General features: G+C 44.4%; 13 protein-coding genes, 1 other RNA gene and 1 pseudogene. 3 read left to right on the forward strand and 12 right to left on the reverse strand.

The genetic code is table 11. The features are described from left to right. Positions 1–41 precede the first annotated feature (41 nt). The 3 genes from PseudUWO310_RS04270 (at position 42) to PseudUWO310_RS04280 (ending at position 3079) form a co-directional block, all read left to right on the forward strand. A complete protein-coding gene (locus tag PseudUWO310_RS04270; protein WP_142599316.1) occupies positions 42–1844 on the forward strand; it encodes an ATP-binding protein in 1803 nt (600 codons plus the stop codon). Between the two features lie 138 nt (positions 1845–1982). After that, positions 1983–2615 (forward strand): ABC transporter ATP-binding protein, encoded by a 633-nt coding sequence (locus PseudUWO310_RS04275; RefSeq protein WP_142599318.1) that lies wholly within the window; start codon positions 1983–1985, stop codon positions 2613–2615. Then, positions 2612–3079, forward strand: a complete 468-nt coding sequence (locus PseudUWO310_RS04280) for a gas vesicle protein K (protein WP_263363380.1) — start codon at positions 2612–2614, stop codon at positions 3077–3079. The genes PseudUWO310_RS04275 and PseudUWO310_RS04280 overlap by 4 nt, the downstream gene beginning before the upstream one ends. A 232-nt stretch (positions 3080–3311) precedes the next feature. On the opposite strand, the pseudogene larC reads toward PseudUWO310_RS04280, so the two are convergent. The 12 genes and pseudogenes from larC to PseudUWO310_RS04345 all read right to left on the reverse strand — a co-directional run bounded on the left by larC (position 3312) and on the right by PseudUWO310_RS04345 (position 15761). Beyond that, positions 3312–4705: pseudogene (gene larC, locus PseudUWO310_RS04290) on the reverse strand (nickel pincer cofactor biosynthesis protein LarC). A 293-nt stretch (positions 4706–4998) separates the two neighbouring features. Then, positions 4999–6093 (reverse strand): pentapeptide repeat-containing protein, encoded by a 1095-nt coding sequence (locus PseudUWO310_RS04295; RefSeq protein WP_142599325.1) that lies wholly within the window; start codon positions 6091–6093, stop codon positions 4999–5001. A gap of 103 nt (positions 6094–6196) precedes the next feature. After that, positions 6197–7174 carry a tRNA epoxyqueuosine(34) reductase QueG gene (gene queG / locus PseudUWO310_RS04300; protein WP_142599327.1) on the reverse strand — a complete coding sequence of 326 codons (978 nt, stop codon included), beginning with the start codon at positions 7172–7174 and terminating at the stop codon, positions 6197–6199. A gap of 63 nt (positions 7175–7237) precedes the next feature. Next, positions 7238–8506 (reverse strand): J domain-containing protein, encoded by a 1269-nt coding sequence (locus PseudUWO310_RS04305; RefSeq protein ID WP_142599329.1) that lies wholly within the window; start codon positions 8504–8506, stop codon positions 7238–7240. A gap of 359 nt (positions 8507–8865) precedes the next feature. After that, positions 8866–9573, reverse strand: coding sequence for a tetratricopeptide repeat protein (locus PseudUWO310_RS04310; protein WP_223805531.1), 708 nt, complete (start codon positions 9571–9573; stop codon positions 8866–8868). A gap of 109 nt (positions 9574–9682) precedes the next feature. Further along, positions 9683–10720 (reverse strand): hypothetical protein, encoded by a 1038-nt coding sequence (locus PseudUWO310_RS04315; protein ID WP_055076348.1) that lies wholly within the window; start codon positions 10718–10720, stop codon positions 9683–9685. Between the two features lie 424 nt (positions 10721–11144). Beyond that, on the reverse strand, positions 11145–12248 hold the full coding sequence (gene ald / locus PseudUWO310_RS04320; protein ID WP_142599333.1) for an alanine dehydrogenase: 1104 nt from the start codon (positions 12246–12248) through the stop codon (positions 11145–11147). 35 nt (positions 12249–12283) lie between these two features. Further along, positions 12284–12925, reverse strand: a complete 642-nt coding sequence (locus tag PseudUWO310_RS04325; protein ID WP_009628782.1) for an LON peptidase substrate-binding domain-containing protein — start codon at positions 12923–12925, stop codon at positions 12284–12286. A 269-nt stretch (positions 12926–13194) separates the two neighbouring features. After that, positions 13195–13632 carry a PH domain-containing protein gene (locus PseudUWO310_RS04330; RefSeq protein ID WP_142599335.1) on the reverse strand — a complete coding sequence of 146 codons (438 nt, stop codon included), beginning with the start codon at positions 13630–13632 and terminating at the stop codon, positions 13195–13197. Between the two features lie 449 nt (positions 13633–14081). Then, positions 14082–15281, reverse strand: coding sequence for an argininosuccinate synthase (locus tag PseudUWO310_RS04335; RefSeq protein ID WP_009628780.1), 1200 nt, complete (start codon positions 15279–15281; stop codon positions 14082–14084). Positions 15282–15315: 34 nt separating this feature from the next. Then, positions 15316–15412: signal recognition particle sRNA small type (gene ffs / locus PseudUWO310_RS04340), an RNA gene on the reverse strand. 127 nt (positions 15413–15539) lie between these two features. Continuing rightward, complete coding sequence (locus PseudUWO310_RS04345) at positions 15540–15761, reverse strand: hypothetical protein (RefSeq protein ID WP_142599337.1); 222 nt, start codon at positions 15759–15761, stop codon at positions 15540–15542. Positions 15762–16292 lie beyond the last annotated feature (531 nt).

Here is a 16292-nt window from a genome sequence, read left to right on the forward strand (position 1 = left end):
CCTGATTTTGATGACCGTCTCATGTTGAATGCGGCTGGCTTATGGAACTTCTATTTAGATTTTGCTTGCAATGGACAGAAAAAGTAAAATCACCTCTGTGCTTTGCTTTTATTTCCCAACAAGTCTATTACACCAGTCCCGTTTATTCCGAGCAAAACAAGTTTTGCGGCTTAATTTGGTGCTTTCGTGATATTACCGCCAAAAAACAGGCGGATCTTCTGCAACTGCAATTAATGGAAGATCTGCGTAAAGCCAAAGAGGAAGCCGAAGCAGCCGTACAGACTAAGGCAGCTTTTCTCGCCATGATGAGCCATGAAATCCGCACCCCGATCAATGGTGTCATTGGTATGACCCAACTTTTAGCGGGAACTAAACTCAATGCCGAACAGGATAAGTTCGTGCGGACAATCCAAGTAAGCGGTGAAATGTTGCTGTCGGTTGTCAATGATATTTTGGATTTTTCCAAAATTGAATCTGGCAAATTGGAATTAGAGAATAGGGCTCTGGATGTGAGAGCTTTAGTGCGTGACATCTATGATGTGCAATTGTCTAAAGCGAAGGAAAAAGACCTTAAGTTTGAATTTAACGTGCAGTCCCAAGTACCACCATTTATTATGGGGGATGTCACCAGACTCAGACAAATTTTACTAAATCTTGTTTCCAATGCTCTGAAATTTACGGAGACAGGTGGAGTAAGTATAGGCGTTCGCTTAGCTGTCGAGGAGACTCCTACTGCCGATCGCCCTTTTCAATTGCTGTTTTCGGTTACTGATACGGGGATCGGCATCACTGACGATCAAATGCAGCGTCTGTTTCAGCCCTTTTCTCAAGCCACGGCTGCGACCTCCCGCAAGTATGGTGGTACGGGGCTGGGATTGGTAATTTGCAAAAATTTGGTTGAGAATATGGGAGGGGAAATTCAAGTTGAAAGTAAGAACGATCGAGGTTCTACTTTTTCTTTTACGATGACAACGCAAATTGCTAAAAGTCAGCCAAGCTATACGCTGCAAGATGCGGTGAATAAAGCTCCCAGTAGCAATAATACTAGTCTTGGTAGTCGCTTAGGCGATCGCGTGCCCTTAAAGATTTTGATTGCTGAAGACAACTTGATCAACCAAGAGCTAGCTATGGCGATGCTGATTAAAATGGGGTATCAACCCGATGTGGTCGATAACGGGCTTGCCGTGTTAGAAGCGGTACAGGTTAGCCATTATGACTTACTTTTGCTAGATGTGCAGATGCCTGAAATGGATGGTTTAGAAACTGCCGCCTATCTAGTCAATCATTGGCATGAATTACATATCAGTTACGAACGTCCCACGATTATTGCAATGACAGCAAGTGCGATGCAGGGCGATCGCGAAATGTGTCTGCGGGCAGGTATGGATGACTACATCAGTAAGCCAATCATGATGGATTCACTCCAACGGACTATTGAAAAATGGACGTTAGGAGGACATAGTAATGAAGCGATCGACCTAGATAAAGATATGCAATCAAATCCCCCCTCCGTTATCGATCGAGCAGCTATCAAAAATCTCGAACAAATTAATCCTAAACTCATCGGACGGATGATTAACTTATTCACGACTGAAGAAGCTCCGATATTATTGTACAATCTGCGGCAAGCAATCTCTAACAACGATCTTAAGGAAGTGAGTTATGGCGCTCACACCTTAAAAGGAAGTAGCAATATTTTGGGTGCAAAAGCATTGGGGAAATTGTGCCTTGAAGTCGAACTAAAGGGAAAGCAAGGAGACAAAGAAGGATTAACTGAGTTATTAGTGGAAATTGAAAAGCAATATCAAATTGCCTGTGAAGAGTTGGCGAAATTATCTAGCTAGATATATTGCTCTGCACTGTATAAAAAGAGGGTTGCTGCGCGGAGCGCGGCAACCCTCTTTTGAGGTTTATGATGATGCAGTTGACGGTAGCTATAGAATAGAAAAGCGCAACTTTTCTATTCTATAGCTGCCAAATTTATGCTCTCCATCCGCAATCTTTGCTATCACCCATCCGCTACTCCTGAGGCAATCCTTAACAATATATCCTTTGAACTACAGGATCGGCAATTGGGGCTGATGGTGGGACCTAGTGGTTCTGGCAAAAGTACATTACTCGAAATTTTGGCAGGATTTGTAGAGTGGAATAGTGGCAGTATTTATTGGAAATCGCAGGAACTAATGCCCGATCACTTGCAGCAAATATGTGGTTTAGTATTTCAGTTTCCCGAACGTCATTTTTGTGGGAGTACTATTCTAGAAGAACTCAGGTTAGGACATATCGATCTAGATGGCGATCGCATCCAAGGTGCTTTAAGCTCAGTGGGGCTTAGTCATCTCAATCCTAGTAATTCACCGCAATCCCTTAGCGGTGGGCAGCAGAGGCGATTAGCCCTCGCCGTACAATTAATTCGCCAGCCCAGTCTGCTGTTACTGGACGAACCAACCGCAGGCTTAGATTGGTCAATGCGCAAACAAATTCTGGGTATTTTGCAAGAGCTTAAAAAAAATTGGACAATTCTCGTCGTTACCCACGATCCTGAAGAACTTGATGAAATGGCAGATCAGACTTGGTCGATCGATCATGGCAAGATAGGAACAATTCATAAATGAGTGATATGACCGATAACAATGGCAATCCTGATAGTTTAATCGTCAAGCCTAAAAAATCGGGACTAGCCCCCCTAATTCTTACTTTAGTAGAACTATTGCGCCAGCTAATGGAAGCTCAAGTAATTCGGCGCATGGATGCTGAAAAGCTGACAGAATCAGAAATTGAAAGGGCTGCCGATAGTTTACAGGCTTTAGAGCAGCAGATTCTCAATCTTTGCGATGTTCTCGATATCGATCCTGCGGATCTCAACCTCGATTTAGGAGAATTTGGCAAACTTCTTCCTAAATCTGGCTCCTACTATCCCGATAAATCTTCTAGTGAATCTTCAATTTTAGAATTGCTCGATCGCTTAATCAGTACTGGTATTGTCCTCGAAGGTGATGTGCAGATTGGCTTAGCGAATATTAATTTAATCGATCTCAAGTTGAAATTATTGCTGACTTCTGGCGATCGCACTTCGTAATACCAATTCCCAAAAGTATAGCTACAGTCACTTGACTTAGGACAAATCAAACCCCAAGAATTGACTGGCGGCGCTTCGCGCCGCCAGTCAATTCTTGGGGTTTATGTCCTAGTACAATTGGCGACAGCTAAATAGCCACACTTTTGGGAATTGAAAACCAAACCCAGTAAGGGTTTTAAAATCACAAAATGGCGTAGCCATTTTGTGATTTGGTATAAATTGGTAGTCTTTTTCAGATTTCCTGTGCTGCTTGTCTGACGGCTTCTTGAACTGTTAATAAAGGAACATTTTGCAAACGGGCTAGGCTCGCGCAATCCTCATATTCTGGCTGGATTGTCCGAAAGCCATGGCGCTGGGCAATTTTTACTCTCGCTTTACCATATACCGTTTCTACTTCATGGATTTCCCGATTGAGAATTTTACGCTCCTGTAATCGATATCGAATGCCGAGGGTACTCGTTTCTCGAAAGAGAACTCGTTCGCAAATATCCTGTCGATCGCAGGGACAGAGGACGGTAATTAAGATGCCGCTGCGAGATTTTTTCATGCCGATCGCTTGGGTATAGACATCCAAAGCGCCATGATGAAATAGTTGCTCCATCGTGTAGGCGATCGCTTGGGCAGTCATGTCATCGACTTGAGTTTCGAGGATCGCGATCGTTTCCGTTTGGATAGTAGGTGGATTCTCAAGATTTAAGCTTTTTTTTTACCCTCGCCCACCCATAAACGCAGAGCATTCGGAATTTCTAAATCCCTCGTACCCGCTCCCATACCCACTTTTTGGATTTCCATGAAGGGAACTTCACCGAATTTTTCACAGAGGGTAACGGCGATCGCTGCTCCTGTGGGCGTAACTAATTCTTTCCTGATGCCATTGTCAAAGGTGATGACTCCATGCAATTCCCATAGCTTTAATGTGGCAGGCGCAGGTACGGGCATCTTGCCATGATCGCAATCCACATAGCCACCGCCCGCAGGTAAAGCCGAACAGTAGATTTGTTCAATATCTAACCAAGCAAATCCCGCACAGGTACAGACAATATCGACGATCGCATCCAGCGCTCCTACTTCATGAAAATGGACGGCTTCGGGGGCAATGTTGTGGACGGCTCCCTCGGCGATCGCTAATGCTTTAAAGGTAGCGAGGCTCCATGCTTCAACCTGTTTTGGTAGCTTTGCCTCGCGAATAATTTTATTAATATCAGGTAAGTGCCGATGTCCTTGAGGAGAATGTTTATGATGGGAAGATTCATGATCAGCATTGGGTAAATGAGAATGCGATTCATGACTATGGGAACTAGGACTATGGGAACTAGGACTATGGGAACTAGGGCTATGCTCTCCATGATCGTGATGAGCGTGGGAATGCTCCTGACTTAACTCAACCGTGGGAGGCTCGCTACCACCATTGTTTCCTAATTGGTTTAGTAATTCGACATGTAGCTTTGTTGCGGTAATGCCACCACGAAAAACAGATTCTGTCCATAACTTGACTTCGCGATCGAGTCCTAATTTGTGAACGACCTCCTGTAGGTAAGCTAAGGGGACACCTGCACTTACCAGCGCTCCCAAGCACATATCACCAGCGATACCTGTTGGACAATCTAAATATGCCACACGTCCCATGAAAATACCTGTAGAGTCGATAAATTTATAAAATATTTCGCCTCTCAGAATCCTAGCATTGATAGCTATCGCCGCCTGTATTAATACCAAAGCTCAAAATGGCTATGCCATTTTGAGCTTGGAAAACCCCTACTGGGTTTGGTTTTTAATTCCCAAAAGTATTGTCACACTTGCGTGAATTGGTATAATCCCAATTCCCAAAATGGCAATGCCATTTTGGGAATCTCAAAATCTTACTGGGTTTAGTTTTTAATTCACAAAAGTGTTGCTACACTTTTGTGAATTGGTATAAATTAAGGAGAGAAACCGATCGCGCCTTGCAGATTGGCATCTGTCCAAATGGTGCTTTCCGTAACTATATTAGTTAAATTTGCATTAGTTAGATTTGCCTGTGTTAAGTTGGTTCCGATCAAGACGGCTTCACTCAAATCTGCACCCCCAAAATAGGCCCTTTGTAAATTCGCGATCGCAAAATTTGCTTTTTTGAGAAATGCCATACTTAAATCAACTTCCTGCATCTCGGCATTGCGAAATTTAGTTTCGATACAGATGGAATTCGACAAAATTGCTCTATACAAATAGGCATAACTGAGATCAGCCTCGCTGAGATTAGCCTTAGTCAGGTTCGCCATACTCAGAGAAGCATCACTTAAAAATGCATTGCACAACTCCGCCCCAACCATTTGGGCTCCACTAAAAATAGCGCCCCCAAGATTAGCTTTGTTTAAAATCGCCTTGTTTAAGATCGTCTCGCTAAAATTCGCCATCAGACAGCCAGCCATACTAATGTCGGCAAAATCAAGGGAGGTTCCCCATAAATTCGCGCGAGTTAGTAACGCTCCTCTCATTTTGACACGGCTCATTTTGGCGTTACTTAAATTGGCATTACTTAAGTTTGCGCCACCAAAATCAGCATTCTGAAGGTTTGCGCCACTGAGGTTTGCGCCACTAAAGTCAATATTTTTAAAACTACCCCCACTCAGATTTACCCCCCTTAGGTCAGCGCCACTGAGATTCGCTGCACCGAGATTGATGCCGCGTAGTTCTAGCGATCGCAGATCTGTGTTTGTAAGGTTAACGTCTTGGAGATTTGTTTGATTGAAATTGACCTGATGGATCAAGGCTCGGCTCAGATTTGCCCCCTGCAAGTTAGCATTCACAAAAACTGTTTCCTGTAAAACCGCCCGTGATAGATTGGCTTGAGTTAAATCGGTGCGACTAAAGTTCGCCCTACTCAAGTTAGTTTCGCTCAAGTTGATGCCTCTGAGTTTCAACGAGGACAAATCAACTTTTTGTAAATCGATCTCTGCGAGATCGGTGCTATCGCGCCAAGTATTCCAATGCTCGGCACCATCTTTAATATGTCGAACAATTCTTAGATCGGCCAAAATGATTTACTCAAATTGATGTTTAGACATGCTTCTAATTTAAGCTGTTTTTCCAGATAAATCTAGACAAGCCAAATGGCGCAGATCCAAGAACTTGAGGGAATTATGTGGGATTACCGTCTAAATTACTGTCTAAATTATTAACAACATTATGGATAACAGTTTGAGCATTTCGTTGCCAGCGATCGCGTTTAATCCTTCTCAATGCTGATCCCGTAAAATGTTGATTCCATTGCTCGTCAGTCATGGTTGCCAAATCGGTTAACTGCGGATTGAGATTGTGAGGAAAAGGTTGAAAATCAGTTTCCAAAGTCTCTTGGGCAAAACGTTGATTCCAAGGACAAACATCTTGGCAGATGTCACATCCCGCTACCCAATTTTGTAAATTAGCACCGATCGCTTCGGGGATCTGATCTGACCTATTCTCAATGGTATGGAAAGCGATGCAGCGATTGGCATCAACCACAAAGGGCTGAGCGATCGCTCCCGTCGGACAGGCCTCGATACAGCGCGTACAAGTACCGCAGTGATCGGTATGGGGGCGATCGGGCTCGATCTCCAGATTAGTTAGTAATTCTCCCAAAAATAACCAAGAACCATAGTCGCGGGTAATTACATTGCTATGCTTCCCAATCCAACCGATTCCTGCTCTCTGGGCTAAGGCTTTTTCGGCTATGGGTCCCGTATCTACATAATAACGAGTTTGAATATCTTCCCCTTGCGCCGTGAGCCAAGTGGCGAGAGCTTTAAGCTTCTTCGTCAAAACCTTGTGATAGTCCCTTCCCCAGCCATAGCGGGAAATTTTACCGATCTGGCGATCGCTGGAATGTTGGTTTGGGGTGTAGTAATTCAGAGCCACGCAAATGACTGACTTTACCCCTGTCATCACCGTTGTAATATCCTGCCGTTTAGGATTTGCCATCCAATCCATATCCGCTTGATATCCGAGTTCGAGCCATGCTTGTAAACGTTCTGCCTCAATCCCAGACTCGGCTCTGGCAATACCAACTTTGCTAAAACCGAGGGCGATCGCTTTTTGTTGAATCGCCTGTTTAATTTCTGCTTGTGACAAATTTTCCATAATATCGGCTAATTGGCTAATCGGCTAATCGACAGAGCCAATGGCGATCGGCGGCAACGACCACTAACCACCGCCCAACCAACCAAAAAATCCACTTTTCTTGTCATTTTTGGCTTTAGGATCTGGTTTTGCTGGATTTGCAGCAGCAGAACTTGTCCCACCAACTTGATCGATATATTGATTTGCCAGAGGCTCGTTAGGATTTAGTTTCAAGGCTTGCTGAAAACTCACTTTAGCCATGCCCGATAACTTTTGATTCATATACACAAGCCCTAACAATGCATGGCACTTACTATTATTGCAATCAAGTTGAATGGCACTCCGCAATTCTTTTAACGCTGATGTCCATAATTTTTGATTGATGTAGCTTTCAGCTTGGCGAATGTACTGCTTGATTGCTGCATCATTGGTGTCCTTGCTGCCATCTTGGTTCTGGCGTTGGGCTTGACTGTTGCTGGTTTGACTGGCACTTCTCGCCACTGTATTACCACTAGTATTGCCGCTAGTATTGCCACTGGTATTACCCATATTACTAGCACTTCTCGCTGCCGTATTGCCACTAGTATTGCCACTGGTATTACCTATATTACTGGCACTTCTCGCCGCCGTATTGCCACTGGTATTGCCGCTAGTATTGCCACTGGTATTATCTGTATTGCTGGCATTCCGCAACGACTCACTCCGCATTTGGTAGGCATTGCCACTGGTATAGCTTGGTCGCGCTCCCGTGTTAATGCCTGTATTACCATTTGGATTGCTGGTGGCGTGATGGTTAATGCTAGGATTAGGAGGAGGGGCAATAGGAGTTTTAAGCCCAGTATTAACTATGGGGTTGGGGGAATGACTGTAACCCTCTTGCAACAAAATATGGACTAAATTTAGTTCGCTTAATAAACCAATGTTTTCTAAAGCTTGTTCTAAATTTTGATACTGAACTTTTGCTATTTCTTGAACTGCTTGTTCGTAATTTACTTCTTTAGATGAAACTAAATATTTTTTAGCGATGTCTGATTGTGGAGAAAATTTTTGGTTGCGTTTCATCAATCGTTTACCCAGCAATTTTAAGATTGCTGAATACTCAGTCCGCTCTCGCTCTTGCGACAGCACATTGTAGGCTGGGTTAACTAATTTGGATAAATATTGGGTTGCTACTTGCTTTTCGGAATTCGATCGCCCATGAACATCGGGATGCAAGCATTTAGCAATTAAGAGATATCGTCTACGCACAAGGGAGGATTCAGCTGTTAATGGTAAGCCCAGTACAGCGTAATAATCGTTAAAGTCATATTGACCGATGCCGCGATCTATACGAAATGTCTTTGGATGTTCCACAATCTATCCTCGGCGTTGCGCTACTCAGAAAAGAGCTTTCAGGCTTTAAGAGTTTCTAAACCAGATAAGTAATGATAGCTTACCCACTAATAATACAGGTACGATCTCGACAATCATATATTTTCTAGAGATAAAACAGTGAAAATTCAGAAATAATTGTCAAATTATAAAGATGATTAGAAATTATTAATTATTAATTATTAATTTCTATAGCTGTCGCCAAATATCCTACTCCCTAACCAATAATTAGCGTTGCGGCGCGAAGCTAATTATTCACTGGGAAGGGAATAGGACATAAACCCCAAGGATTAATTGGCGGCGCTCCGCGCCGCCAATTAATCCTTGGGGTTTACATTCTTTTATGAACTAGCTAAAACTTGTTTTGCGGTTTGAATTTGATCGCTGCTAAAACCTGCTTCATTAAGAAAGTTTAAAAATTCAGAATTACGATATCTCGCGTCAACGCCGATCGCCTCGCGAAAAATTTTGCGTGCGTTAGGTAGATCGCCTGATGCCCATTGCGCGATCGCCTGAGCGACAAAGGGATGGGGATTATTGGGTTCCAGTTCGATCGCTTTTTGAGCATAGGCGATCGCCAGATCGTATTGCTTGAGACGTTGATAGGCCAAGCTGAGGTTGTAATGGGCGATCTCATTATCAGTTTTGAGGATAGCTGCCCAGCTATGCAGAACCACCGATTGAGGCAAGTCCCCACGGACTAGATATACAATCCCGATCGCATTAAAGGCTTGTAGCGAGGATGGGGATCGATAAATTGCTTCCCATAGGGATGCTGCCGCCGCCTCATCTTTTTTCGCAAGATGCTGTGTCCAACCCAGAATAATCCGACCATCAATATTTTGGGGATCGAGGGCAATGGATTTCTCTAAAGCCGCGATCGCTTCCTCAAATCGTTCTTGTTTGCGGTAAGCAAGCCCCTGTTGGCGATACTCATCCGCTGCTTGTTTATCGGCTGGGGTTGCTTTACGCGCCTGCGATGAATTTGATGGTTTAGAACTAGCAGCGATCGCAGGAAATATAAATATGAGGCTTGTTGCAAGCATCATTACAAGCATCATTAAATTTGACAAGCTGAAAATTGTGGGCAAGCGTTTCAAAGCAATTTTCCTATCGATAATGCAAAAGGCTCGCTTTGCGAGCCTTTTGCATTTTATTTTATTTGCTTGCCGTAAACTGACGATAGGCTCTGGAAACTAATTTGTCATCCAAAAAAGTAACATTCATATTCATCTCGCCACTCGACCAACTGACAATCACGGCGCGATCGCTAACATTGTGATCGATCCCCAAAGGCTTACCTTCACTGCCTAAAATACTTGCCACTTGGTCGTAACTCATTCCTCGACCGAGGCAGATATAGTTTTTCAAGGAGATGGCAGGATTGCCACAACGATATTGAACGTTGGTGATATTGGTGTCATGGTGCTGTTTGGGCATCAGAGCAAGGTTAATGGATGGTCCTGATAAGACTTCAGTTAGCCAATATAGAGCAATTAGCATCACGCCAAGGATCAGCACATCCTCAATTACAGCCCGAACTAAATTGCGTTGATGGCGACGCTTGATTTGCTGGGCTTTTTCCTTTGTCCAAGTTTCCCAAGGGAAGGTATCGACCCACTGGATTGTGTCGTTAAACTTAGCGATCGCGCTAGTGCCAATCGCCGCCAAAGCTCCTTTGGGATCGCGAATCGTGAGGCGGCTAGCAGTGCGGGCTGCTTGGATCGTTTTGGGATTAACTAACCAGCCACGGAAACGGCGCACCAAATTACCAGCTTTAAATTTACCTCTAGCTAGAGGGCTGCTTTGAGCGCTACGCGATGGCTGACGCGAATCGCGGACAAGTGCATTGGATGGCAAAGGCTTGGGGGCGGCAATAAATGGAATATCTCGTCCCTGTGCTAATAATGGAACTGCTTCGCCAATGACATAAAATTCCCATTCAATGCGCCGCACGCCCACGAGTTGGAGTCGATTAAAGTATCGATCGATATTTTGAGTAAATTCATTGAGGCGATCGCGATTAGCGTCAGAAGTAATCAGAGTAAAAGCAATGGATAGAACTTGCTGCTCAAACTTCAGCTCCGTTTGCTCAGCAGCCACTAGATCCATATAGTCGGAAGCAAGACTGGTCAAAACATGCTGCAATTTCTGCCAAGCTTGTCTGTCTTCAAGATTTAATCGCACTGCTTTCATGATTTATCCTCATCATTGACCCTAATTAGGTCTCATCATCTTAGGTAACTATGGGAACAGTTACGCTGTTTGTAACAAGGTCGATGTTACCCAAACCCAACAAGTTTTTTAACAACCCCAGCAAATATGGTTGTAAGTAGCTAGGCATAAGTAAACTTAAAACCTAGAAGAGCGTACCGCCCGCGTAGCGGGCGGTACGCTCTCTGGTTTTGGTTTTTAATTATGCCTAGCTACTTATCGCTAAAGTCACTTGACTTAGGACAAATCAAACCCCAAGAATTGAGTGGCGGCGCTCCGCGCCGCCACTCAATTCTTGGGGTTTATGTCCTAGTCCATTTGGCGATAGCTATATCTAGGACAAAATTAAAACCCAAAAGATGAGTGGCGACGCTTAGCGTCGCCACTCATCTTTTGGGTTTTATCGCTAAAAGATCCTCATGCTTGTGGGTAAATCAGGGAATGCTTCGGCTACAGCCTGATAAACAATACGACCATTCTGGATATTGAGCCCTTTAGCTAGAGTGCGATCGCGTCCAAGGGCTTCCAATCCAAAATCAGCTAAAGCACAGGCGTAAGGAAGCGTCGCATTGACTAAAGCCTGCGTTGCCGTCCAAGGTACTGCTCCTGGCATATTTGGTACGCCATAATGTAATATTCCTGCTTCTTCATACACTGGAGCTGTATGGGAAGTGGGATGTACAGTCTCAATACATCCGCCTTGATCGACTGCCACATCAACAATGACTGAATGCGATCGCATTCTTTGGACAAGTTCTCTTTTGACCAATGTAGGAGCGCGTTTACCCGCCACTAATACTGCGCCAATGACGAGATCTGCCAATGTAACCGCTTCAGCAATATTACTCGCCGTACTGTATAACAACTGTACCCGCGAGCCAAAGAGAGCTTCCAATTCTCCGAGGCGTTGAAGATTGACATCTAAAATGGTTACCCTTGCCCCCAAACCGATCGCCATTCTGGCGGCTTCCGTACCAACTACGCCACCTCCAAGGACGACCACATGCCCCGATCTCACTCCAGGAATGCCACCTAGTAAAACCCCGCTCCCTCCCTGTTGCTTAGTGAGGTAATGGGCTCCAAACTGCACCGATAATCGTCCTGCAATGATACTCATCGGTACTAATAAAGGCAACTGTCCGTTATCTAGCTGTACGGTTTCATAGGCGATACAGGTGGAACCAGACTGGATTAATGCTTCGGTTAATTGGCGATCGGCAGCGAGATGGAGATAAGTAAAGAGAATTAACTGGGAATGAAGTAGGGCATATTCGCTGGGCAAAGGCTCCTTCACCTTGATCACCATTTCTTGGGAGTACACATCCTCTGGTGCGTTAACAATTTTCCCCCCTGCTTGGATATATTCATCATCGCTAAACCCTGAACCAACGCCTGCGTTAGTCTCGATCATCACTTGATGCGATCGCGCGGTTAATGCTGCAACTCCCGCAGGGGTCATGCCTACCCGAAATTCCCGATCCTTGATTTCTTTCGGTATGCCGATCTTCACGGTTGATTCTCCTGAAAATACCTGAAAATAATAGCTTAAGTTTCCTTAAAGGTGTCCTTTAAGACAGTACGAGCGGCTAGCTGACTTCTGGTAGAAGATAAAATCTCCGCCTCCCGTCTTAGCCTTGCGGCTGTGTCACAGGTTTCTAACAAGGACTGCTGTTCGAGGCTGGCTCCTTGAAAGTTACTGGCTACCCAATAGGACAATTCGATTGGACCACGGGGGATTTTGGGTAGCTCGATTTCTTGATCGGTGAGCTTCTGGGATAGACGAATAACGTCATTGAGCAGTTCGCGGACTTCCGTTGCTAACAGAAATGGGGCATCGTTGCTAGGCTCGTCTTCAATCCATTCAACTAAGCCCACTCGATAGGGAGTTTCGCGCACATATTCCAGCACGCGAAATCGCTGTTGACCCATGGTTAAAATCTTAAATCGATCATCGGGTAGGCGATGGTACTGTACGATTTGAGCGACACAGCCGATATTGGCAGGCTTACCCGTCTCCGAGTCCCACATTAGTACTCCAAACATGCGATCGCTCTCCAGTACCGTATTGATCATCATGCGATAGCGATACTCAAAAATGTGAAGTGGCAGCGACTGTCCCGGAAATAGTACCAACTCAGGTAAGGGGAACAGAGGTAATTCGCGAACTGAAATCGATGATGAAGTCATTGTTGCTAAACTGGGCACTAGTTAAGACGCTCTCACTAGTTTAGCTTGAGTTTTATAGCGATCGTTAAGTAAATTCAAAGCTCAAGATCGCAAACCCAAGCAGAGAAGGTTGGCGCAAAGCGCCAACCTTCTCTGCTTGGGTTTGGATTTTGTCCCAGAGAGGTACAAACCAAAGCCCATAAAGTTGCGTCCCGTAGGGGCGCAACTTTATGGGCTTTGCATTTATCAATAGCTTTGATTTTGGGGATAAGCCGAGAAAAATCAAAATTTCAAAGCAATTCCCTTGGATTTTCTTCATCGCGGACACGATAGCGAAACCTTGCCTGCTGAATGCAAGGACGCATCTGTTCGTATAGTTCTCTGACATCAATTGGTAAGCGATCCAATATTACCCTTGGTGCGGAGAGATCGCGAGTTACTAAAAGTATGTTGCCCGTGCCCATAATGCGCTGATTTAAGGGCTTCTCTAAATGAATATCGTCGATCTGATAGATTTCTAGGGTTTCAATTTCCTTGGAAAAAATCCCAACTTCGATGACAATGCGCTGCGAAGTAATCAGATATTGCGTATTAATTGATTTCAACCAATACCAAATCGCTGCAAACCCTAGGGTAAAAATGGCAACAAGTAACCTCGTCACACTACCAATAACCGCAGGATGACCTTTGAAGAGAATACGCTCATCGGGTAAAGGTACTTTTGACATAGAAAAATTGCCAGTTAAGTGCTTATCGAGTGCTAGCTGTAGTAGATTTTACCGTGACTTGAGTCTCATCCCAATCAAAAATTATACCAAATTACAAAATGGCTACGCCATTTTGTAATTTTAAAACCCTTACTGGGTTTGGTTTTCAATTCCCAAAAGTGTAGCTACACTTTTGGGAATTGGTATTAGTCACTTGAATTAGGACAAATCAAACCCCAAGAATTTACTGTCGGCGCTTCGCGCCGACAGTAAATTCTTGGGGTTTATGTCCTAGTACATTTGGCGATGGCTATAAGGGACTTGCGAGAGAATAAGATACCAATCCAGATTTGCCAGAATCGGTGGCGCGGCGGAGCCGCGCCACCGATTCTGGCTTTATATTTGGTACTTCATTAAATCGCAAGTCCCTAAAAGCTAAAAGCTAAAAGCTAAAAGCTAAAAGCTAAAAGCTATTTATTTTTCTGCGCCCATACTCGAATTGGCATACCCCAGACATAGATAAAGCCTTCAGCCGCCTTATGATCGAACTGGTCGGCACTGGTGTAGGTTGCTAAATCTTCGTCGTAGAGGGAGTTAACCGACTGACGACCGACGATGATAGCATTGCCTTTATGGAACTTTACGCGGACGATCCCCGACACGCGCTCTTGGCTGCTATCAATAAAGGCATCAAGGGCGGATTTGAGGGGACTATACCAAAGCCCGTTATAGATCATCTTGCCGTAGGTATCTTCAATGCCGCGCTTGTATTGGGCGAGATCGGAAGGCAAAGCTAGACTTTCGAGATCGCGGTGGGCATGGATCAAAACCAACATTGCGGGAGCCTCGTAGATTTCGCGGGACTTGATCCCCACGAGACGATTTTCCACCATGTCAATTCGCCCGACACCGTTATTACCCGCGATCGCATTAAGCTGGGTAATCAATTCCACAGGCTCCAGAGCTTTGCCATCGATCGCTACAGGAATACCCTTCTCAAAACCAATTTCGGTATAGGTTGGCTCGTCAGGGGTATCTGCGATCGCCTTGGTCATAGCATAAATTTCTTCGGGGGGCTCGTTCCACGCATTCTCAAGGGGACCAGCTTCGATGCTGCGACCTAGCAAATTGCGATCGATACTAAAGGGTGAAGACTTCTTCACGGGTGAAGCAATCCCAAATCTTTCGCCATAGGCGATCGTTTCTTCCCGACTCATGCCCCACTCGCGTGCAGGAGCTAATACTTTAATATCAGGATTTAATGCGGCGATCGACACATCAAATCTGACTTGGTCGTTGCCTTTACCCGTACATCCATGGGCAACCGCATCTGCACCATACTCTTCCGCTGCTTCCACCAAAATCTTGGCGATGAGAGGACGTGCTAGAGCTGTGGTTAAAGGATAACGACTTTCGTAGAGTGCATTTGCCTTAATTGCTGGAAATGCATAGTCTGTAACAAATTCTTTGGTTACGTCTCTAACCAGTGAGACTGATGCTCCTGAATCTAGAGCCTTTTGCTTGATGGGATCTAATTCATCGCCTTGTCCTAGGTCTGCCGCAAGGGTAATGACTTCTTCAACACCCCATTCTTGCTTGAGATAAGGAATGCAAACAGATGTATCAACGCCGCCCGAATATGCAAGTACGACTTTTTTCGCCCGACCCATGAATCTCTCCTGAACCCATTGCTAAACCTAAAAAAGTAGCCCGGGTACTACGCCTATCTCAAGCATCCCTTAGTGCTGCTGTCTTCCGACCCTGACACGATTCGGGCGTTGCGATCGCATAGATCCGAGCCATTTATAAGATTAGCACTAAGAGGTGAAGTTATGGCAATAGTCAAATAAATTGTTGGCAAATCCACACATTACGAACCAGAAGGGAGAATATGGCGCTTTGCGCCATATTCTCCCTTCTGAGTAATTTCACCTTAAGAGATCGACTTTAGACCTTTCTAGCTGCTGCCATAGCTCTGCAATCTGTAGGTAGGCTTCCCGAGATGAAATTTTCCCCCCCGTTTCTAGGCTACTGATGATACTTACACGGTGAGAGAACTCCTGCAAATTAGCATTAAATATCAAGTTCTCAGGTGTGAATTTACCGTAGTAACGCGAACGAGGAAACAGACATTTGGTGATATTGGACATGATTTTCCCTCCGTAGATTACAACTCAGAGTGGCTAAAGTGCCTATAGGGGCAAAATTTGAGCCTTATAAAAGCAAACGTCGCAAAATGCAGAGTGTATGACATTTTGAGGCAGCTATCAGAATGACTATGGGTATAGATCTATCTGTTAAGTATGGTTTGTTAACTTAATCTTAACCTAGTTTTTACTTTAATTTGTGTATATGTATGATTCCCTATTTTGTGATAAGTTCCGACAGATTCGGATTTAGATTGTTTACTTAGCTAGGTTTACTAGTAGATTCGATTAGTATGGGATTAGCGATCGCTTTCTGCCCGATTTCCTGATGTCCTTCCCACTAAAGAAATAGATATATAAAACCAAGAAATAGCGGTATGGGACGAAGCCCCGCACTGCTATTTCTTGGCTGGGAAGGTAGTAGCAATAATTTGGCAATAACTTGGCGATAATTATTAATAGTCTTTAATTAATAATCTTTAGTTATTGATTAGTTATTAGTTGTTGATTAGTTATTTATAAGGATTAATTATT

The sequence above is a fragment of the Pseudanabaena sp. UWO310 genome, from assembly GCF_006861605.1.
Classification (GTDB): Bacteria; Cyanobacteriota; Cyanobacteriia; order Pseudanabaenales; family Pseudanabaenaceae; genus Pseudanabaena.

Coding starts and splice junctions, on each gene's coding strand:
- PseudUWO310_RS04270 (WP_142599316.1), top strand. CDS start 42: ATGGAACTTCTATTTAGATTTTGCTTGCAATGGACAGAAAAAGTAAAA.
- PseudUWO310_RS04275 (WP_142599318.1), top strand. CDS start 1,983: ATGCTCTCCATCCGCAATCTTTGCTATCACCCATCCGCTACTCCTGAG.
- PseudUWO310_RS04280 (WP_263363380.1), top strand. CDS start 2,612: ATGAGTGATATGACCGATAACAATGGCAATCCTGATAGTTTAATCGTC.
- queG (WP_142599327.1), bottom strand. CDS start 7,174: ATGGAAAATTTGTCACAAGCAGAAATTAAACAGGCGATTCAACAAAAA.
- PseudUWO310_RS04310 (WP_223805531.1), bottom strand. CDS start 9,573: ATGATGCTTGCAACAAGCCTCATATTTATATTTCCTGCGATCGCTGCT.
- PseudUWO310_RS04315 (WP_055076348.1), bottom strand. CDS start 10,720: ATGAAAGCAGTGCGATTAAATCTTGAAGACAGACAAGCTTGGCAGAAA.
- PseudUWO310_RS04325 (WP_009628782.1), bottom strand. CDS start 12,925: ATGACTTCATCATCGATTTCAGTTCGCGAATTACCTCTGTTCCCCTTA.
- PseudUWO310_RS04330 (WP_142599335.1), bottom strand. CDS start 13,632: ATGTCAAAAGTACCTTTACCCGATGAGCGTATTCTCTTCAAAGGTCAT.
- PseudUWO310_RS04335 (WP_009628780.1), bottom strand. CDS start 15,281: ATGGGTCGGGCGAAAAAAGTCGTACTTGCATATTCGGGCGGCGTTGAT.
- PseudUWO310_RS04345 (WP_142599337.1), bottom strand. CDS start 15,761: ATGTCCAATATCACCAAATGTCTGTTTCCTCGTTCGCGTTACTACGGT.